Below are 18,748 nucleotides of genomic sequence, written 5' to 3'. Positions count from 1 at the left end.
TCTGATGCCACTCACAGTGACATTACCCGTTCGCGCCCAACGGCCGCGGAGATATCCACAGGGGCTGAACCGTTCTGCCCCGGCAGCCGTTCACCTATTGTTGAAAGCACAATCAGCTAGGGAGGACACTTCGCCATGTCACGTCCACAGCCGAGACATCTGGGCCGCATTCTCGCCAGCACGATCGGCCTCCCCGCACTGCTCCTCGGCAGCCTCACCGCCTCTGCCTTCCCGGGAGCATCCACCGCCGGCACCACTCCGGCCACCGGACCACACGTCGTCAAGCACGCCGTCGAAGACGACATGTGCGATCCCATCCGCTTCGGCACCAACCCAGCCAACGCCGCAGCCGCCGCGGCAACAGCAGCAAAGGCCGCCAAAGCAGTCCGCTTCCCAACCCGCTTCGAGCTCCCCGCAGGCTTCCAGCCCGAGGGCATCGCCATCGACCGCTCCGGTACGGCGTACTTCGGCTCCCGCGTCGACGGCGACATCTACGCCGCCAGCCTGCGCACCGGCGCCGGCAAGGTGATCAGCCAAGGCCCGGGCACCGCGTCACTCGGCATGAAGACCGACAAGCGCGGCCGGCTGTTCGTAGCCGGCGCAGCGGGCGGCAACGGCCGGGTGATCGACACCCGCTCCGGCAAGGTGCTCGCCAGCTACACGTTCACCACCGCGACGCCGACGTTCGTCAACGACGTCATCCTCAGCAAGGACGCCGCCTGGTTCACCGACTCGCGCCAGCCGGTTCTCTACAAGGTCCCGCTGGGCCGCAACGGCAAGCTGCCCTCGCAGGCCGCCGTGCAGACGATCAAGCTCAGCGGCGACTACGTGCACGACCCGGCGAACAACAACGCCAACGGCATCGAGCTCACCCCGGACGGCCGCAACCTGATCATCGTCCAGTCGGCGACCGGCTTCCTGTTCCGCGTCGATCCGCGCACCGGCGTGACCCGGAAGATCGATCTCGGCGCCGCGGTGATGACGAACGGCGACGGACTGCTGCTCAGCAAGGACACCCTGTACGTCGTGCAGAACCGGCTGAACAAGATCGCCGTCCTCGACCTCGACAACTCCGGCAGCCGAGGCCGGCTGGTACGCGAGATCACCAGCACCGACTTCGACGTCCCGACCACGGCGGCCTTCTACGGCTCGCGGATCTACCTGCCGAACGCCCGCTTCAGCACTCCGCCGACTCCTGCGACGGAGTACTGGGTGACCGCGGTCAAGCGCTGACGGATGGTCAGGAGATGGTGCGGAGGTTGCCTCGGGCCGCGGCCTTGAGGCGGCTTCCGCACGACAACCGGACGGAGTAGCCGGCCGGGATCGAGAGCGGCTCGCCGGTCTGCGGGTTGCGCCCGGTGCGCGGCGCGCGCAGTACCCGCTCGATGCTCAGCAGGCCGGTCAGCGAGACCTTGTCGCCCTTGTGCACCGCCTCGGTGACGACGTCGCCCAGGGCGTCCAGCACCCGCTCGGCCTGGTTGCGCGGAATGCCCGCCTTCGTCGCCACTCCGGCGACCAGCTCGTTGCGGTTCACGGTTCTCCTCAGATTCGCGCCGCCGGGCGGCACCCCATCCACCGCCCGGTCGATCCTCGAAAACCTTAACCGAAATGAATGTCGTTAGCGAGAAGAGTCTCAGATTCTGGGGAAAACCCGCACCGTCCCGCCGCTCACAAGCCGTCGCGGTCGTGCCAGTCGGCCTGCCAGCGGGGATCGATCGGAGTCGCCGCCAACTGGTAGCGAATGTCGGTCGACAGCCGCATCGTCGACGCGACGTTGTCCAGTGCGGCATGAACCGTGTGCGCCGTGTGGATGACCACATCACCGGCCGCGTAGTCAGCAACCAGCCAACTGGCGTCGTACTCGTCGGCGAGAGCGGGCAGGTCGGCAGTGATCGAGGCAGCCGGCCGCTCGAGCGTGCCAGCCGCCTCCTCCCGCAGCACTCGGTGGTGGCTGTTCGCTAGGTAGGTGAGGCCGCCCAGGGAGACCGGGCAGTCGCCAAGTGGGATCCAGGCCGACAGCACCTGATCAGTGCCCTCTCGCAGGTACACGAGGTCGTAGTGCGCCTGCGTAGCCGTACCGATGCCCGCCTGGCCCGGCGCAATATGCCGGATGATTTTGCGGCGATGCAGGAACGTCTCCCCACCCAGGAACCACTCGTACCAACCCCGCAGCGCCGACTGCGCACAGAACGCCCTGTACTCCGCCCCTGGCACCACCTCGCCGAACAGCACCTTCCGGAGCACAGCAGGATCCACCTCCCGCGGTACGCCGGCAGCGTCGGCCACCCCGGTCCGCTCGAAGTAGTAGCGCCGAAACGCCAGCACCTCCGCCGGATCGAGCAGCCCACGCAGGAACAGATACCCGTCCCGCGCCAGCCGGGCACGCAACACCTCCCGATCACCACGCTCCCGACGCGGTACCTCAGCCAGCATCCCAAGTCGCTCAGGCGACAACACATACCCATTCGAAGTCAGCACAAGACCATTGCAACCGCCCGGCCAGACCCGGTGAATGGACTTGAGCAGTCACTTCTTGGACTCTTGTCTCTATGGAGACATGGTCGGTTTACTTGACTCCCAGTCCATCCGAGCGCCAACTTGGACTCTTCTGCCTCGGCGCAGGCGAGCAGCGCAACACTCCGGGAGCAACCCCTGAACGCGCCCTCGGCTGCCACGCCGCTGTCTTCCTCCACCAGGGCAAGGGCCAACTACTGCACGGCCCCGACCGCACACTCCACGAAGTACAGGCTCCTGCCCTCCTCTGGCTCTTCCCCGGCGTATTGCACGGCTACCGCCCATCCACCGCCTGGCAACAGTCCTGGGTCCTCTTCAGCGGTACTGCGACAGCCCCACTCACCCAACTCGGCCACCTCACCCCCACCACCCCCGTACGCCGGTACGCCGACCCCCGCCCGCTCCAGCGCGCCTTCGCCAAGCTGCTCCGAGTAGCCCAGACCAACCAACTACAAGCCACAGCAGCCCTCTACGACCTCATCTCGACCGCACACCAGGAAGAACCGGGCAACGAGCTCGTCACCCAACTCCAAGCCATCGCCTGCCACCCCCTGTCGATCCCCCAGTACGCCGAAGCACTAGGCGTCACCATCGACGACCTACGAGCGACAACCCGCCAAACGGGCTCGACCCCACAGGAGGTGATCTTGACCACCAGGATCAACCAGGCGAAGGCGTTGCTGGCCGAGACCGACCTCCCGATCGCAGCGATCGCCCGCCAGGTCGGCTACGACGATCCGGCGTACTTCAGCCGCCTGTTCAGCGCCCGGGTCGGCCAACCGCCACGCACGTTCCGGCGGATTGGTTCGATCAGCGGGCCAAGATCATCCTTTCGATCGAGGCCGGCCACGCCCACGGTCTGAAAGTGTGGGGTGAAGACCCTTCGCCGGACTGACGCACGAACGGCCCAGGTGCCGATACGGTCGTTCCATGAGCCAACCGCAGTCCATCGACCCGCGCTACGTCAACCGGCCGCCCGTGCGGCCCAAGAAGCGGCGCAACTGGTTCGCCCGGATCATCGGACTCGTCGTCCTGTTGTTCGTGCTGAGCCTGATCTGCATCCCGCTGTTCGCCTGGGGCAAGATCAACAAGGTCGACGCCTTCCCGACCGGCGACCGGCCCGCCGACACTCCCGGTACGACGTACCTGCTGGTCGGGTCGGACAGCCGCGAGGGCCTGTCCCGCGCCGAGCGCGCCAAGCTGCACACCGGCAAGGCGGCCGGCCAGCGGACCGACTCGATCCTGCTGCTGCACGTGCCGGAGTCCGGCCCGACGGCGCTGATCAGCCTGCCGCGCGACTCCTACGTGCCGATCCCCGGCCACGGCAAGAACAAGCTCAACGCGGCCTTCGCCTTCGGTGGCCAGCAGTTGCTGATCCAGACCGTCGAGAACGTCTCCGGCCTGCGGGTCGACCACTACGTCGAGATCGGCTTCGGCGGCTTCGCCTCGATCGTGGACAGCCTCGGCGGCATCGAGATGTGCTTGCCCAAGGCAATCAAGGACAAGGACGCGCACATCGATCTGCCGAAGGGCTGCCAGGACCTCGACGGCGTGAACGCCCTCGGGTACGTCCGGGCCCGCAAGTTCGACCCGACCGGCGACCTCGGCCGGGTCCAGCGGCAGCGCGAGATGATCGGCGCGATCGCCAAGAAGGCCGTCGCCCCCGGCACCTTCGTGAACCCGTTCCGGTTCTACAAGCTGAGCACCGCGGGCGCCGAGGCGCTCAGCATCGACAGCGACATGGGCCCGTTCACGCTGCTCAAGTTCGCTCGCGGGATGAAGGCGGTCTCGGCCGGCGGTGACGGGGTCACGCTGACCGTGCCGATCTCGGACAGCAACCTGAGCACCTCGCACGGTTCGGCCGTCAAGTGGGACACCAAGAAGGCCACCGCGCTCTTCAAGTCCCTGAAGGAAGACAACACCAGCGGGCTCAAGAGCAGCTGATGCTGACACTGGTTCACCTGGTGGTGAGCCTGGGGATGCTGGTGATCGTGCCGCTCGGGCTCAGCCTGGTGAAGGTGCCAGGCGGCCCGGCGGTACGCCGCTGGTGGCTCATCGCGGCCGTGCCAGGGGTCATCTCCCTCTGGCTCGGCCGCGGCGCGTTGTCGATCACACTGGCCGCCATCTACCTGGCCGGCACGCTGGTGCTCGCAGGCCTGGCCGCCAACGACCTGGTACGCCGGAAGCGCCTGCGGGCCAAGGAGATCGCGCTCTACACCGCCTTGGTGACCCCGGCGATCGCCGCACTCGCGCTGGTCGCCGAGCGTTCGTCGTACGAGCTGTTCGGCTTCAGCCTGACCGTGTTGTCGCTGACAGTCGCCCACTTCCACTTCGCCGGTTTCGCGGCGGCTCTGGTCGCGTGCCTGGTGGTGGAGTCGAGCAGCAACCGGGCGGCGACCGCAGCGGCCATCAGCGTTCCGCTGGGCACCGGGATCGTGCTGCTCGGCTTCTTCCTCGGCGACCCGGTCGAGTTGCTAGGAGCCGCAGTACTGACGGCCGGGATGTGGCTGGTCGGCTGGGCCATGTGGCGCCGGTCGCGAGGCGCCGAGCGGGTCACCAAAGTGCTGCTGGTTGTTTCAGCCGGCACTCTCACGGTCACTATGTTGCTGGCGCTCAGTTGGGCGTTGGGGCATGTCGTAGCGACGCCGTACCTGCCACTGCGCTGGATGGTTGCTACACATGGGGTTGCGAACGCACTCGGCTTCGCGCTCTGCGGACTGCTGGCCTGGCGTCGGCTGAAGGAGTGGGATGAAGCTCGCTGATCTGAGGGACCTGCGGTTCAACTACGACGCGATCGGCTCGACCGAGCAGGACACCACTCCACCCGGCTACCACCGGCTCGACCACCGGGTCCGGCTCGGGAGTGGGGACGAGGTCTTCCGCCACGCAGGCGAGGCGTTGATGACCTGGGAGGCCCACCGCGCCGCCGGTATCCCGGTCGAGGCGACGGACATCCCCCTCAAGATCGGCACCAACTCGCTCGGCCGCCTCGGCGTCGGCTCGGTAGGTCTCCCGATCCCCTGCCGGGTCGTCTGGCTGGTCAACGAGGGAGACCGGATCGGCTTCGCCTATGGCAGCCTCGACGGCCACCCGGAAGCCGGCGAAGAGGCACTGGTGGTCACTCGCGAGCCGGACGGCATCTACTACACGATCCGCGCCTATAGCCGGGCAGCCACCTGGTACACCCGCCTCGGCGGCCCTGTCGCCCGTCGCGCCCAACTGCTGGTCGCCCAGCGCTACGCGCAATCCCTGAAGCGCCTGGCCAACTCCTGAGTGGACTGGGGAAAGCAGCGTGAATTGGATCTGTCTGCGAACCACTTCACCTCACTAGCCTCGTCGGTATGAGCACAGTGCGCGCAGCCACCACCGCAGACATCCCCCAACTGGTCGACGCCTACGCCTGGCTCTTCGCGCCGCCCGGCGCGAAGCCGGCGGCCTGGGACCCGGTGGTCGCTGCCGATCGCCTGGAGCGGACGATCGCGGGCCCACGCAGCGGAGTACTGGTTGCTGTCGAGGGTGAGACGGTCGTCGGCTTCGGTACGACGTACTTGGACATCGAGTCGGTGCGATTCGGTCAGCGCTGCTGGGTGGAGGACCTGGCCGTCGACCCGTCGCAGCGGTCTGGCGGGATCGGGGCCGCCTTGCTGACAGCCGCTCGCGAGTGGGCGAAAGCGAACGGCGCCACGCATCTCGAGCTGGATTCATCAACAGCACGGACGGACGCGCACAGGTTCTACAACCGGCACGAGCCGAACAGCCACTCGCTCAACTTCGGCTGGGAAACCGCTTGAAAACAAGGTAAAGGCCCCGCAGAAGCTCATACCTGCCGCGGGGCCGGGCACAGTTCTACCGGGCCGGATCGACGAGTAGGTGGACCGACACGCGAACAACGAGTGACATCATGTCCCGGTGAGCCCCAAGACCTTGAACGATCTGGTGGCACCGGACTGGGCCGAGGCCCTGGCGCCGGTGGAAGAGACCGTCTCCCGGATGGGCGAGTTCCTGCGCGGTGAGATCGCCGCCGGGCGGCCGTACCTGCCGGCCGGCGAGAACGTGCTGCGGGCGTTCAAGCAACCGCTGAACGACGTGAAGGTGCTGATCGTCGGCCAGGACCCGTACCCGACGCCCGGGCACCCGGTCGGCCTGAGCTTCTCGGTGGCGCCGGACGTGCGCCCGATCCCCCGCAGCCTGCAGAACATCTACCGCGAGCTGATGGCCGACGTCGGCGTACCGGCGCCCTCCAACGGCGACCTGACGCCATGGGCCGAGCAGGGCGTGCTGATGCTCAACAGAGTGCTCACCGTGCAGCCGGGCAAGTCCGCCTCGCACAAGGGCAAGGGCTGGGAGGCCGTCACCGAGCAGGCCATCCACGCGCTGGTCGAGCGCGGTGGCCCGCTGGTGGCGATCCTGTGGGGCCGGGACGCGCAGACGCTCAAGCCGATGCTCGGCGATACGCCGTACATCGAGAGCGCGCACCCGAGCCCGATGTCCGCCGACCGTGGCTTCTTCGGTTCCAAGCCGTTCAGCTGGGTCAACGAGTTGCTAGTTCAGCGCGGCGGCACGGCTATTGACTGGCGCCTGCCCTAGGAGTGCCGGTCCAGCTGTGCCAGAGCTGGCTGTAGCGACCACCGGCAGCCAGCAGCTCATCGTGCGTCCCTGACTCCACGATTCGCCCCTGGTCCATCACGACGATCCGATCCGCCTGCTGCGCCTGAGTGAGCCGATGAGCCACCACCAGCGTCGTGCGGCCTTCGGTAGCCGCCGCACTGGCCCGCTCCAACTCGCGAGCGCCGGCACTGCCCGCCTCAGCTGTCGCCTCATCCAGTACTGCGACCGGTGGGTTCGCCAGCACCAGCCGTGCCAGGGCGACCTGCTGCGCCTGCGCACCGGTCAGCTGATGCGCGTTCTCCCCGACCTGGCTCTCCAACCCGTCCGGCAGCGCACGCACCCAGGCCAACGCGCCGACCCGCTCCAGCGCCTCCTCGACCTCGGCAACAGTCGCCGAGTCCTTCGCCAGCCGTACGTCGTCCAGCAGCGTCCCGGAGAACACGTGAACCTCCTGGCTGAGCAGCGCGACCTGCCGCTGAGTACGCGTCTCGCCCAGCGTGCGAAGGTCCACGCCGCCGAGCAATACCGTCCCCGCAGTTGGCATCAGCACTCCGGCCGCAATCGCCGCCAGGGTTGTTTTGCCTGCACCGCTCGCGCCGACCAGCGCAACGCGCTCCCCGGGCTCCAGCCGCAGCGAAACCCCGTCGACCACCAGCGGACCGTCGTACGAGTGGCCGATGCCTACCAGCTCCACTGACGCATCCGCGGGCGCAGGACCGGGAGGAGGCTCGACAGCAGGCTCCAGCGACAGCACGCCGGCCAGCCGCGCCAATCCGGCCGCAGCCGTCTGCACCTCGTCGAACTGCATCAGCAGCGAGCCGATCGGGTTGAACAACCGGTGGAAGTACAGCGCGGCCGCGGTAGTCGCGCCGACCGTCACCGCATCCGCCCGGACCAGGAAGAACCCGGCTGTCAGGATCGCCGCGAGCCCGACGAACTCGGCATGGTTGATCCGGGACACGAAGGTGCCGAAGAGCCGGAACGCCTTCAGCGAAAGGTCCCGCGCGGCCGCCGAGCGGTCCCCGATCCGCTCCAGCTGCGCCTCCTCCAACTGGTACGCGCGGACCGTCGCGCTGCCCCGCAGCGAGGTGATGATCGCCTCGGACCGCTCGCCCATCGCGAGCCGTTCCTGGCGGTAGAAGGGCGCGGAGCGAGGCAGGTACCAGCGCAGGGCCAGCAGATACATCGGTACCGAGAGCAGCCCGGCCAGGCCCAGCCGCCAGTCCAGCGCGAACATCCCGGCCGCGGTCAGCACGATCGTCAGCGACGCGGACAGCAGCACCGGCCCGACCTCGGTCAACGCGGTAGCCACCGACGCCACGTCATCGCCGACCCGCGACAGCAGGTCCCCGGTACGGATCCGGTCGAGCACCGGCGCCGGCAGGTGCAGCACCCGATCCAGCACCTGCTCCCGGATCCGCGCCAGCACGGTCTCACCGACCCTCGCGATCAGCAGCACCCCGAACGTAGTCAGTACGCCGGTCAGCAACGCCGCCCCACCGATCAGCAGGACAACCCGCCACACAGCATTCCCGGAGGCGCCTGACGAAACGTCGTCGACGAGCACTCCCAAGGCCCATGGCGCGACCAGTCCGGCCGCACTCCCCACAGTCACCACAGCGGCGGCGATCAGCGACAGCGCCCGCAGCCGCCGGATCTCCCGCCACAACACGATCCAGGTGGCCCGCGGCCCGGCGATCGGCAACAACTCGGACGCGCTCGTCGATGTCTCGAACGTGCTCATCGCAGTACCGCCTCCTGGTACGCCGAATCCGTCTCGGCCAACTCCGCGTGCCTTCCCTCTGCCACCAGCACCCCGTCCGACACCACCAGCACCCGATGCATCTTGCCCAGCAGGGCAGGGCTACTCGTCAGCACCAGGGTGGCGAGTGTCGCGACACCGCGGACCTCTGCGAGCCCTTCGGCCAGCAGCTCCTCGGTGACTGCGTCCACCGCAGTACTGGGGTCGTGCAGCACCAGTACCGGCGGCTCGGCCAGTAGGGCTCGGGCCAGGCCGAGACGTTGGCGCTGGCCTCCCGACAAGGTGCGGCCGCGATCGGCCAGCGGGTGGTCCAAACCGTCCGCATGAGCCTCGACGACATCAGTGGCCGCTGCAGCCGCTACTACGCGGTCAAGGCGAGCAGTGTTGCCGGAACCGGCCAGCAGGTTGGAGCGAAGCGTTCCCTCGAACAGGTCGGTGTCGTGCTGCTCGACCAGGACGGACCGGCGTACCAGGTCGATGTCCAGCTCCTCGACCTCGGCGCCGCCGACCAGCACTCGGCCGGAGTGTTCGGCGGCTCTGCCTGCCACCACGGTCAGCAGCGCATCGGCATCGCGGGGGTCATAGCAGAGCACCCCGACGAGCTCACCGGGCTGCAGGGAAAGGTCGAGCGACGACAGCGTCTTGTAGCCGACGCCTTCCAGGGCTAGCAGCGGCTTCGACGGATCCACAGTGGTGGAGATGCCGGTGGCGATCCCCCACGGCGACCCGAGCACAGAGGCCAGACGACCCGCAGATGCACGCGACATGGCGAAGACCTGGCCGCTGAACCCGAGGAGGCCGACCGGCTCGGCGACGAACTGCGCCAGGCCGACCACAGTGATCAGCTCGCCGATGCTGATCCGCCCGTCCAAGGCGAACCAGCCTGCGATACCAGCGACCGCCGCGAGAAGCAGCCCGCTCAGTGCCGTCGTCACGCCGTCCTGCAAGCCGTTGGTGGAGGCAGCGCGAAGCGTGGCCTTCAGGGTCTCCTGGCTGGACCGGCGGTAGCGCTCGGCCGCGTTGTGCTGCGCCCCGATTCCGCGCAGCGTCCGCAGACCGCCGACCAGGTCGGTGGCGAGCGCCGTCGTGTTGGCCACTGCCTCCTGCTGCGACGACGTACGCCGGGTCAGCAGTGGCGACAAGGCCTGGATCCCCAACACCAGCAGGGGAACGCCGATCATCACGCCGATGCCCAGCGGCACGTCGACCAGCAACAAGGCGACCGACGACACTGCCAGCGCAGTACTGCCGGCGAAGCCCAGCGCGACGGCACGCAGTACGAGGGAGGCCTTCTCTGCGTCGGAGGTCGCGATCAGCAGCAGCTCACCCGATCGCAGGCCGGTCCGATGGCCCCGCGGATCCAGCACCCGGCGCGCGATCTCCAACCGCAGTTGGTGTGTCTCGTACTCGATCGCTCGCATCACCTGCCGCGCGCCGGCCTTCCACGCGTTCGACAGCACGGCGAACAACGCGAACAGCATCAGCACGCACCACAGCAACGACTCCAGCCGCCCGGTCGAGACCGCCTGGTCGACGAAGATGCCGATCACCACCGGTACGGCGGCCTCGGTGGCCTGGTGCAACGAGAGCAGCACGACGCCGCCGGCCAACCGCCGACGGTGCCTGCGGACCGAGCGCCGCATCACGCTGCCTGGTGTGAACTCCACGGAAAGCCCTTCCCCACTCGATCCCACCGCAACTTCGGCGACAAGTTAGCCCACCCTAACTTGAGTCGGGCGCAAGCCGATCACGCTGATCGATTGACACCCGGCCAGCTCCCCCCGTACGGTCTCGCGGTAATAGGAAACTTTCCTAACAGTTGATTCAGGGCAGCATCCAGCAGCGTGGTTCGGCGACGCGACGGCGAAGGAAGGGGAGAGTATGCACATGGCCAGCACACCCGGTACGCCCCGCCTGCTCCGCGCGATGAACGATCGCGCCGCCCTCGATCTGCTCCTGTCACAGGGTCCGCTGTCTCGTACTACGCTCGGTAACCTCACCGGTCTCTCCAAGCCGACGGCGTCGCAACTTCTCGCCCGGCTCGAGAGCGCCGGTCTGGTCCGGGCCAGCGGTACCAGCGCCGGCCGCCCCGGCCCGAACGCGCAGCTGTACGAGATCAACGGCGGCATCGCGTACGTCGCGGGGCTGGACGTCACGCCGACCCGGATCCGATCCGCCGTCGCGGACCTGACCGGCAAGGTGGTCGGCCGGTTCGAGCTGCCCACCCCCGGCCGCAGCGCCCGCGGCACGGTCGAGCGCGTGGTCAAGGTGATCGACGGCGCGCTCGGTGAGGCCGGGCTGACCCGCGACCGGCTGCACCGGGTCTCGATCGGCACGCCCGGTGGGTTCGACCCGACCACCGGCCGGCTCCGCTACGCGACCCACCTGCCCGGCTGGCACGCGCCGCACCTGCTCGAGGAGCTGGCGGCTGCCGTCGCCGTACCGCTCGAGGTGGAGAACGACGTCAACCTGGCCGCCGTCGCCGAGCAGCAGGTCGGGCACGCGAACAGCAGCGACAACTTCGTCATGCTCTGGGGCGAGGAGGGGATCGGCGCCGCGATAGTGATCGGGGGCCACCTCGTCCGCGGCGCGACCGGCGGCGCCGGTGAGGTCGCCTTCCTGCCCCTGCCCGGTACTCCGCTGGTGCGCAACGTCGGCCGCAACAACGCCGGCGGCTTCCAGGAGCTCGCCGGTGGCGAACCGGTCCTCGAACTGGCCCGCGCCAACGGCCTCCGCGCCCGTACGCCGGAAGCCGCGATCGCCGCCGCCCTGCAGACCCCCGGCGCCGGCGACATCGTGCTCGCCGAGTTCGCCCACCGGCTCGCGGTCGGCCTGGCCGCGATCGTCTCCGTCGTCGACCCCGAGCTGATCGTGCTCGCGGGCGGCGTCATCACCGCCGGCGGCGAACGCCTCCGCGGCCTGGTGCAGGACGAGCTCGCCGAGCTCGCCGTACCGCGGCCGCGGCTGCTGATGACCGCCATCCACACCGACCCGGTGCTGGCCGGCGCCCTCCAGTCCGCTCTGAGCTTCACCCGCGACGCAGTCTTCGACACAGCCGGCACCACCTCCGGGAGCACTGCCGACTAACCCAGACCGCCAGCCACCTACATCCCCGGACCGGGACACCACCCCGGCCCGGTGGATCCGCACACCCAAAATGCTGTCCAGCTCCACCCAGGATCAGGAGAACGGAAATGCGTCGAGTCCACCGAGCAGTGACCGCGGCCGCCGCGGTCGCGCTACTCGCTACCGCCTGCACCGGTACGTCGACCGCCCCCAAGGCCAGCGACGACGCCACCAAGGACACCACCATCACCTTCTGGCACGGCTGGAGCGCGCCGAGCGAGGCGGCCGCGATCGCCGCCAACGTGAAGGCGTTCGAGACCGCGCACCCGAACATCAAGGTGAAGGTCGTCGGCAACATCAACGACGACAAGATCAAGCAGGCGCTGCGGGCCGGCGGCCCGAACTCCCCCGACGTGGTGTCGTCGTTCACCACCGACAACGTCGGGACCTTCTGCGCCTCCAACGTGTTCGCCGATCTGAAGCCGTTCCTGGAGAAGTCCGCGGTCGACCTGGACAAGACCTTCCCGAAGGCCCTGCAGGACTACACCCAGTTCCAGGGCAAGCGCTGCACGCTGCCGCTGCTGAACGACGCGTACGGCCTGTACTACAACAAGACCGCGTTCAAGGCAGCCGGCATCACCGAGCCGCCGAAGACGCTGTCCGAGTTCGACGCGGTCGCCAAGAAGCTGACCAAGGCCACCCCGGCCGGCTACACCCAGCTCGGCTTCATGCCGAACTTCCACGGCTACGAGTCGACCTCGACGCACTTCGCCGCGCAGTGGAACCCGACGTACTTCACGCCGGAGGGCAAGTCGAACCTGGCTGCCGACCCGGCGTTCGGCAAGATGCTCACCTGGCAGTCGAACCTGGTCAAGGAGCTCGGCGGCTTCGCCAAGCTGGAGAAGTACCGCGCCACCTTCGGTGACGAGTGGGGCGCCAAGAACCCCTTCCACACCGGCCAGGTCGCGATGTCGATCGACGGCGAGTGGCGGCTCGGGATGGCCAAGGAGGCCGGGGTCAAGTTCGACATCGGCGTCGCGCCGTTCCCGGTCCCGGACGACCAGGCCGACAGCTACGGCAAGGGCTACCTGTCCGGCACCATCATCGGGATCGCGAACACCAGCGAGAAGCAGAACGCCGCCTGGGAACTGGTCAAGTTCATGACCACCGACACCAAGGCCGTGGTCGACTTCTCCAACGCGATCCACAACGTGCCCTCCACCCTGGAGGCGCTGAAGTCGCCGGACCTGAAGATCGACGAGAGCTTCAAGGTCTTCCTGGAGATCGCCCAGCACCCCAAGAGCAGCACCACCCCGGCCAGCCCGAACGGCGGCGCGTACCAGCTCACCCTGCAGGACTTCGGGTACGCGTTCGAAGCGGGCAAGCAAACCGATCTGGCCGCCGGTCTCACCAAGACCGACACCCAGATCGACAAGGACATCGCGCAGGCCAAGTGATGGCCACCGCAACGATCTCACCAGGGTTGAGGCACAAGCGGCGCCGGGAACGACTCCGCAACCTCGCCTTCCTGTCCCCGTGGCTGATCGGGGTCAGCGTCTTCTTCCTCTACCCGCTGGCCTCGACCGTCTACTTCAGCTTCATGAAGTACGACGGGTTCACCCCGCCGGTCTGGACCGGCCTGAAGAACTGGACCTACGTCTTCACCGACTACCCGTTCTTCTGGCCGGCCCTGCGCAACACGCTCTGGCTGGTGATCGTGATGGTCACCCTGCGGGTGGTGTTCGGGCTCGGCATCGGGCTGCTGATCACCAAGGTGAAGACCGGCGCCGGCCTGTTCCGGACCCTGTTCTACCTGCCCTACCTGGCGCCGCCGGTGGCCGCGACGATGGCGTTCGCGTTCCTGCTCAACCCGGGCACCGGGCCGGTGAACAACATCCTGGGCAAGATCGGGCTGCCGCAGCCGGGCTGGTTCAACGACCCGACCTGGTCGAAGCCGGCGCTCACGCTGCTGGCGATCTGGGGCATCGGCGACCTGATGGTGATCTTCATGGCGTCGCTGCTCGACGTACCGCTGGAGCAGTACGAGGCGGCGTCGCTGGACGGCGCCTCGGCGTGGCAGCGGTTCGTCCACGTCACGCTGCCGAACATCCAGCCGATCCTGCTGTTCGCGGTGATCACGGGCGTGATCCAGACGATGCAGTACTACACCCAGCCGTTGATCGCGGGGAAGGTCGCCAGCGGGGTGATCGGTGGGTCGGGTCAGCAGTTCGAGCCGGGGTACCCGGACAAGTCGACGCTGACCCTGCCGCAGCTGGTCTACAACCTGGGGTTCCAGCGGTTCGACACCGGTGGCGCCTCGGTGATCGCGCTGGTGCTGTTCGTACTGGCGATGGTGTTCACGGCGATCCTGATGCGCCGCGGCAGTGGCTTCCTGGCCACGGACGACTAGGAGGCCTGCTGAGATGAGCACCTTGACCACCACCCCCCGGGTGGAGACACCTGAATCCGCCCCCGGCCTGACCATGGCCGGCCGCGAGGCACGCCGTACCAGGTTCCTGCAGTGGGTCGCCGTGCACTCGCTGGCGATCGCGGCCGGGCTGTTCTTCGTGCTGCCGTTCGTGTTCGTCGCTCTGACCGCCCTGATGAGCGACCAGCAGGCACTGACCCGCGACCTGTGGCCGGACAGCTGGCACTGGGAGAACCTGCGCACCGTGTGGGAGACCCCGGGCTTCCTGACCTGGTGGAAGAACACCCTGATGTACGCCGTACTCGGCACCGTGCTGACCCTGGTTTCCAGCATCCCGGTCGCCTACGCGCTGGCCCGGTTCAAGTTCCGCGGCCGCAACTTCGCGATGATGCTGGTGATCTCGACCATGATGCTGCCGCCGCAGGTGGTGATCGTGCCGATGTACCTGTTCTGGGCCAAGCAACTGCACCTGTCCGGAACGCTGTGGCCGCTGATCATCCCGATGGCGTTCACCGACGCGTTCTCGATCTTCCTGCTCCGCCAGTTCCTGCTCACCATCCCCAAGGAGTACGTCGACGCGGCCAAGGTCGACGGCTGCGGCGACTTCCGGGCGCTGGTCCGGATCATCCTGCCGATGGCCAAGCCGGCCATCGCGGCGGTCGCGCTGTTCCAGTTCTTCTACTGCTGGAACGACTACTTCGGCCCGCAGATCTACGCGTCGGAGAACGCCGCCGCCTGGACCCTCAGCTACGGTCTGGAATCCTTCAAAGGCGCCCACCACACCAACTGGAACCTCACCATGGCAGCAACCCTGCTCGTGATGGCGCCGGTGATCATCCTGTTCTTCTTCGCCCAAAAGGCCTTCATCGAAGGCGTCACACTCACAGGGGTCAAAGGTTGAAACTCACAGTCGTCGGTGGCGGATCCACCTACACGCCTGAACTCATCGACGGGTTCGCCCGGCTGCGCGACTCGCTCCCGGTCTCCGAGCTGGTGCTGGTCGACCCGGCGGCCGACCGGCTCGAGCTGGTCGGTGGGCTGGCCGAGCGGATCTTCGCGAAGCAAGGCCACCCGGGTCGCGTTGTCACCACGTCCAACCTGGACGAGGGGATCGAGGGCGCGGACGCGGTGCTGCTGCAGCTGCGGGTCGGCGGGCAGGCCGCGCGCGGCCAGGACGAGACCTGGCCGCTCGAGTGCGGTTGCGTCGGCCAGGAGACCACCGGCGCGGGCGGCCTCGCGAAGGCGCTGCGCACTGTTCCCGTCGTACTGGACATTGCTGAGCGGGTCCGCAAGTCCAACCCGGACGCGTGGATCATCGACTTCACCAACCCGGTCGGGATCGTCACCCGGGCGCTGCTGACCGAGGGCCACAAGGCCGTCGGGCTGTGCAACGTGGCGATCGGGTTCCAGCGCAAGTTCGCCCGGATGCTGGGGGTGACGCCGGAGGAGGTCGCGCTCGACCACGTCGGGCTCAACCACCTGACCTGGGAGCGCGGCGTCCGGGTCAACGGCGAGAACGTGCTGCCCAAGCTGCTCGCGTCGCATTCCGCGGAGCTGGCCGATGAGCTGCACCTGCCGGCCGAGCTGCTGCTGCAACTTGGCGTCGTACCGTCGTACTACCTGCGCTACTTCTACGCTCACGACGAGGTCGTCCGGGAGCTGAAGGAGAAGCCGTCGCGGGCCGCCGAGGTGGCCGCGATCGAGAAGGAACTGCTCGACCTGTACGCCGATCCGTCGCTGGACGAGAAGCCCGCGTTGCTGGAGCAGCGGGGTGGCGCCTACTACTCGGAGGCCGCGGTCGCGCTGGCGTCGTCGCTGCTGAACGACACCGGCGACGTCCAGGTGGTCAACACGTTCAACAACGGCGCGTTGCCGTTCCTCCCCGACGACGCGGTGATCGAGGTCCCGGCGACGGTTGGCGCAGCCGGTACGACGCCGCTGCCGATCTCACCGCTCGAGCCGTTGTACGCCGGGCTGGTCGCGAACGTCACGGCGTACGAGAATCTTGCTCTCGAAGCAGCACTGAAGGGTGGGGCGGAGCGGGTCTTCAACGCGCTGCTGGCACACCCGCTGATCGGGCAGATCGAGTACGCGAACCAGCTCACCGACAAACTGCTCGCGCACAACCGCGAGTACCTGTCATGGGCGTGACGATGGTGGACGAGGTGGACGGCGTGGCCTTGGCGAGACCGTTGGTGCCGGGTGGCGTGCTCGCCTTCGACGCCGGGAACAGCAAGACCGACGTCGCCATCGTGTCCGCCGACGGCACAGTGCTCGGTACCGCGCGCGGTGGCGGCTTCGAGCCGCACATCGTCGGCGCCTACGCCGCCGTGGAGGGGCTGGCCCCGCTGGTCGCCGCCGCGGCGGCCGAGGCAGGGCTGACGCTCGGCGACATCCCGCTGGTACAGCAGATCTCCGCGTGCCTGGCGAACGCGGACCTGCCGATCGAGGAAGAACGCCTCGCCGAGGCCTTCGAGTCGTTCGGCTGGGCCACGTCGGTGCACGTCGCCAACGACACCTTCGCCCTGCTGCGCGCAGGCGTGGACGAGCCGCGCGGCGTCGCAGTGGTCTGCGGCGCCGGGATCAACTGCGCGGGCCTGCTCCCCGACGGCCGTACTGCGCGCTTCGCTGCGGTCGGCAAGATCTCCGGTGACTGGGGCGGTGGGCAGCAGTTGGCCGACGAGGCGTTCTGGGCAGCCGCCCGCGCCGATGACGGCCGGGGGCCGGCCACTGCGCTGACTACCGCCCTCCCCGCGCACTACGGGGTGGCCTCGATGCCCTTGCTGATCGAGGCGCTCCACCTGGGCGATATCCCGTCGGCCCGCCGTTTGGAAGCGACTCCTCTCCTCTTCCAGGTAGCAGCCGCGGGTGACGCCGTCGCTCGGGCGGTTGTTCAGCACCAGGCGGAGGAGGTTGTCGCCATGGCTGTGGTGGCGATGCGCCGCTTGGACTTGCTGGACGAGCCGACGGACGTCGTACTGGGTGGGGGTGTGCTTACTGCGGGGCATCCGCTGCTGATGGAGACCATCGTCCGGTTGCTTGCTGCTGCGGCTCCTAAGGCTGTGGCGCGGGTAGTGGACGTGCCTCCGGTCGTCGGGGCGGCTCTGCTTGGGCTTGACCACACCAATGCGGCGCCTGCTGCGCATCTCACCCTTAGGTCCGCCTACGCCCCGTCTCCTGCGGCTTAGACGCCCGCGCCGGCTCCTTCGTCGCCTGCTCCCCACCCCCCCAGCTACCTCGCTCCTTCGTCGCTCGTCCCGCTGCCGTGACAGCACTGACGCGCTGCTAAGCCTGATGGTTGGAGGCTGGGGATCGGCTCGGTGGGGCGGGTCACGGCGTAACCCGATCGCAGGCGGTTCGGCCCGGACCCCGTCCCGGACCGAACCGCCTGTTGCAGACGCCCACGCCGGCTACTTCGTCGCCTGCTCCCCACCCCCCAGCTCCCTCGCTCCTTCGTCGCTCGTCCCGCTGCCGTGACAGCACTGACGCGCAGCTAGCCCAGATGGCTGGAAGGCGGTGGCTGGGGTCGGCTCGCAAGGGATGCATCCTCGAGGATCACCTCGTTGCGTTCATAACCGACCGTTGCCTCTGGCAAACCAGGCGGAAGTACAGGAGCCAGCGCACGCCACACCCGGCGCAGAGCCTCCCGGTCGAACTCTTGCGGAGTAGCAGTCGCCAGCAGCAACACATCACCGCTGTCCAGCGTTCGGACCGCCACGAACGCCCCCGAAGCCTCCAGCCCGGCTCCACCGCCGAGCCGATCGGCAAGCACCTTCGGGCACAGCGTGATCCAGCCGTAGCCGCGCAGGAACTTCGAACTCTCCTCGATCGAGGTGATGAAATCGCGGCCCACAGCCATGTCGAGCGCGGTCGAGTGGTTGATGTTGCCGTCGAGAACAACCTGCCCGTAGTCGACAGAACGCGAACCGACCGAGTCGGCCAGGAAGGACATCCACCGCTCGCCGGAATCGGGCGCCAGCAGCTCCGGCGCCCTCGCATTGATGGTCAGCCGCACCTGCCCCGGCTGATCGGTGTGTTCGTCGATCGCGGTGATCTCGACACTCCCCAATGACTCCTCCACCATCGAGAGCGTCAGCCCCAGCGGCCGGTTGTCCAACCCGGCCAGCCGCTGTTCCCATCCCGGCAGCGAGAACTTCCGCTGGGACATCCGCGCACCTCGAGGCTGATCCACGAACGCCCCGATCGCCGCCCCGGACCTGAGCCGGTCGAACAGTTCCGGAAAGAACGCCGCCCCACCCTCCAGCCACCGACGCGCCACCATCGCGAATTCCTCGTCGTCAGGCAGCGAGCAATTCACTTCGACGTGCACGAGCGAGACACTCCGCATCTGTCCTCCATCCAGCAGATCG

General features: G+C 68.1%; 18 protein-coding genes. 13 read left to right on the top strand and 5 right to left on the bottom strand.

Annotation, left to right across the window (positions count from 1 at the left end; translation table 11 throughout):
• Window positions 1-135 precede the first annotated feature (135 nt).
• Entirely contained in the window at window positions 136-1,233 is a 1,098-nt protein-coding gene (locus tag AB0P21_RS19055; protein WP_363698226.1) for a superoxide dismutase, read from the top strand.
• A gap of 7 nt (window positions 1,234-1,240) precedes the next feature.
• On the opposite strand, the gene AB0P21_RS19050 is transcribed toward AB0P21_RS19055, so the two are convergent.
• Window positions 1,241-1,534: an HU family DNA-binding protein gene (locus AB0P21_RS19050; protein WP_363698224.1), complete on the bottom strand. Its 294-nt coding sequence runs from the start codon at window positions 1,532-1,534 to the stop codon at window positions 1,241-1,243.
• Between the two features lie 134 nt (window positions 1,535-1,668).
• Window positions 1,669-2,478 (bottom strand): phytanoyl-CoA dioxygenase family protein, encoded by an 810-nt coding sequence (locus AB0P21_RS19045; RefSeq protein WP_363698222.1) that lies wholly within the window; start codon window positions 2,476-2,478, stop codon window positions 1,669-1,671.
• Window positions 2,479-2,570: 92 nt separating this feature from the next.
• Between AB0P21_RS19045 and AB0P21_RS19040 the strand changes: the two genes are divergently transcribed.
• The 6 genes from AB0P21_RS19040 (at window position 2,571) to AB0P21_RS19015 (ending at window position 7,101) form a co-directional block, all read left to right on the top strand.
• The gene (locus AB0P21_RS19040) at window positions 2,571-3,377 is read left to right on the top strand and encodes an AraC family transcriptional regulator (RefSeq protein ID WP_363698220.1); all 807 of its coding nucleotides are present in this window, start codon (window positions 2,571-2,573) and stop codon (window positions 3,375-3,377) included.
• Window positions 3,378-3,444: 67 nt separating this feature from the next.
• Window positions 3,445-4,458: an LCP family protein gene (locus AB0P21_RS19035; protein ID WP_363698218.1), complete on the top strand. Its 1,014-nt coding sequence runs from the start codon at window positions 3,445-3,447 to the stop codon at window positions 4,456-4,458.
• Window positions 4,458-5,276 carry a YndJ family protein gene (locus AB0P21_RS19030; protein ID WP_363698217.1) on the top strand — a complete coding sequence of 273 codons (819 nt, stop codon included), beginning with the start codon at window positions 4,458-4,460 and terminating at the stop codon, window positions 5,274-5,276. Before AB0P21_RS19035 ends, AB0P21_RS19030 begins: the two co-directional genes overlap by 1 nt.
• Window positions 5,263-5,787, top strand: coding sequence for a DUF1990 domain-containing protein (locus AB0P21_RS19025; RefSeq protein WP_363698216.1), 525 nt, complete (start codon window positions 5,263-5,265; stop codon window positions 5,785-5,787). Before AB0P21_RS19030 ends, AB0P21_RS19025 begins: the two co-directional genes overlap by 14 nt.
• Window positions 5,788-5,855: 68 nt before the next feature.
• Entirely contained in the window at window positions 5,856-6,305 is a 450-nt protein-coding gene (locus AB0P21_RS19020) for a GNAT family N-acetyltransferase (protein WP_363698214.1), read from the top strand.
• A gap of 118 nt (window positions 6,306-6,423) precedes the next feature.
• Entirely contained in the window at window positions 6,424-7,101 is a 678-nt protein-coding gene (locus tag AB0P21_RS19015) for a uracil-DNA glycosylase (RefSeq protein WP_363698212.1), read from the top strand.
• On the opposite strand, the gene AB0P21_RS19010 is transcribed toward AB0P21_RS19015, so the two are convergent.
• Entirely contained in the window at window positions 7,079-8,866 is a 1,788-nt protein-coding gene (locus AB0P21_RS19010) for an ABC transporter ATP-binding protein (RefSeq protein ID WP_363698210.1), read from the bottom strand. The genes AB0P21_RS19015 and AB0P21_RS19010 overlap by 23 nt on opposite strands.
• A complete protein-coding gene (locus tag AB0P21_RS19005; RefSeq protein ID WP_363698208.1) occupies window positions 8,863-10,551 on the bottom strand; it encodes an ABC transporter ATP-binding protein in 1,689 nt (562 codons plus the stop codon). The genes AB0P21_RS19010 and AB0P21_RS19005 overlap by 4 nt, the downstream gene beginning before the upstream one ends.
• Window positions 10,552-10,771: 220 nt before the next feature.
• Between AB0P21_RS19005 and AB0P21_RS19000 the strand changes: the two genes are divergently transcribed.
• The 6 genes from AB0P21_RS19000 (at window position 10,772) to AB0P21_RS18975 (ending at window position 17,566) form a co-directional block, all read left to right on the top strand.
• Window positions 10,772-11,971: an ROK family transcriptional regulator gene (locus tag AB0P21_RS19000; RefSeq protein WP_363698206.1), complete on the top strand. Its 1,200-nt coding sequence runs from the start codon at window positions 10,772-10,774 to the stop codon at window positions 11,969-11,971.
• A gap of 107 nt (window positions 11,972-12,078) precedes the next feature.
• Window positions 12,079-13,407, top strand: a complete 1,329-nt coding sequence (locus tag AB0P21_RS18995) for an ABC transporter substrate-binding protein (protein ID WP_363698205.1) — start codon at window positions 12,079-12,081, stop codon at window positions 13,405-13,407.
• Window positions 13,407-14,360 (top strand): sugar ABC transporter permease, encoded by a 954-nt coding sequence (locus AB0P21_RS18990; protein ID WP_363698203.1) that lies wholly within the window; start codon window positions 13,407-13,409, stop codon window positions 14,358-14,360. The genes AB0P21_RS18995 and AB0P21_RS18990 overlap by 1 nt, the downstream gene beginning before the upstream one ends.
• Window positions 14,361-14,373: 13 nt before the next feature.
• Window positions 14,374-15,279, top strand: a complete 906-nt coding sequence (locus AB0P21_RS18985; RefSeq protein WP_363698201.1) for a carbohydrate ABC transporter permease — start codon at window positions 14,374-14,376, stop codon at window positions 15,277-15,279.
• Window positions 15,276-16,529 carry a 6-phospho-beta-glucosidase gene (locus tag AB0P21_RS18980; protein WP_363698199.1) on the top strand — a complete coding sequence of 418 codons (1,254 nt, stop codon included), beginning with the start codon at window positions 15,276-15,278 and terminating at the stop codon, window positions 16,527-16,529. Before AB0P21_RS18985 ends, AB0P21_RS18980 begins: the two co-directional genes overlap by 4 nt.
• Complete coding sequence (locus AB0P21_RS18975; RefSeq protein WP_363698197.1) at window positions 16,520-17,566, top strand: BadF/BadG/BcrA/BcrD ATPase family protein; 1,047 nt, start codon at window positions 16,520-16,522, stop codon at window positions 17,564-17,566. Before AB0P21_RS18980 ends, AB0P21_RS18975 begins: the two co-directional genes overlap by 10 nt.
• 305 nt (window positions 17,567-17,871) lie before the next feature.
• Here the strand turns inward: AB0P21_RS18975 and AB0P21_RS18970 are convergent, their stop codons facing one another.
• Window positions 17,872-18,726 carry a hypothetical protein gene (locus AB0P21_RS18970; protein WP_363698195.1) on the bottom strand — a complete coding sequence of 285 codons (855 nt, stop codon included), beginning with the start codon at window positions 18,724-18,726 and terminating at the stop codon, window positions 17,872-17,874.
• Window positions 18,727-18,748: the final 22 nt, after the last annotated feature.

The organism is Kribbella sp. NPDC056861 (assembly GCF_040687575.1).
Lineage (GTDB): Bacteria > Actinomycetota > Actinomycetes > Propionibacteriales > Kribbellaceae > Kribbella.
The sequence above is the reverse complement of the archived record's forward strand: the minus strand, read 5'-3'. Positions and strand labels throughout refer to the sequence as shown.

Coding starts and splice junctions, on each gene's coding strand:
- AB0P21_RS19025 (WP_363698216.1), top strand. CDS start 5,263: ATGAAGCTCGCTGATCTGAGGGACCTGCGGTTCAACTACGACGCGATC.
- AB0P21_RS18970 (WP_363698195.1), bottom strand. CDS start 18,726: ATGCGGAGTGTCTCGCTCGTGCACGTCGAAGTGAATTGCTCGCTGCCT.
- AB0P21_RS18975 (WP_363698197.1), top strand. CDS start 16,520: ATGGGCGTGACGATGGTGGACGAGGTGGACGGCGTGGCCTTGGCGAGA.
- AB0P21_RS19010 (WP_363698210.1), bottom strand. CDS start 8,866: ATGAGCACGTTCGAGACATCGACGAGCGCGTCCGAGTTGTTGCCGATC.
- AB0P21_RS19055 (WP_363698226.1), top strand. CDS start 136: ATGTCACGTCCACAGCCGAGACATCTGGGCCGCATTCTCGCCAGCACG.
- AB0P21_RS18985 (WP_363698201.1), top strand. CDS start 14,374: ATGAGCACCTTGACCACCACCCCCCGGGTGGAGACACCTGAATCCGCC.
- AB0P21_RS19030 (WP_363698217.1), top strand. CDS start 4,458: ATGCTGACACTGGTTCACCTGGTGGTGAGCCTGGGGATGCTGGTGATC.
- AB0P21_RS19035 (WP_363698218.1), top strand. CDS start 3,445: ATGAGCCAACCGCAGTCCATCGACCCGCGCTACGTCAACCGGCCGCCC.
- AB0P21_RS18990 (WP_363698203.1), top strand. CDS start 13,407: ATGGCCACCGCAACGATCTCACCAGGGTTGAGGCACAAGCGGCGCCGG.
- AB0P21_RS18995 (WP_363698205.1), top strand. CDS start 12,079: ATGCGTCGAGTCCACCGAGCAGTGACCGCGGCCGCCGCGGTCGCGCTA.
- AB0P21_RS19020 (WP_363698214.1), top strand. CDS start 5,856: ATGAGCACAGTGCGCGCAGCCACCACCGCAGACATCCCCCAACTGGTC.
- AB0P21_RS19000 (WP_363698206.1), top strand. CDS start 10,772: ATGGCCAGCACACCCGGTACGCCCCGCCTGCTCCGCGCGATGAACGAT.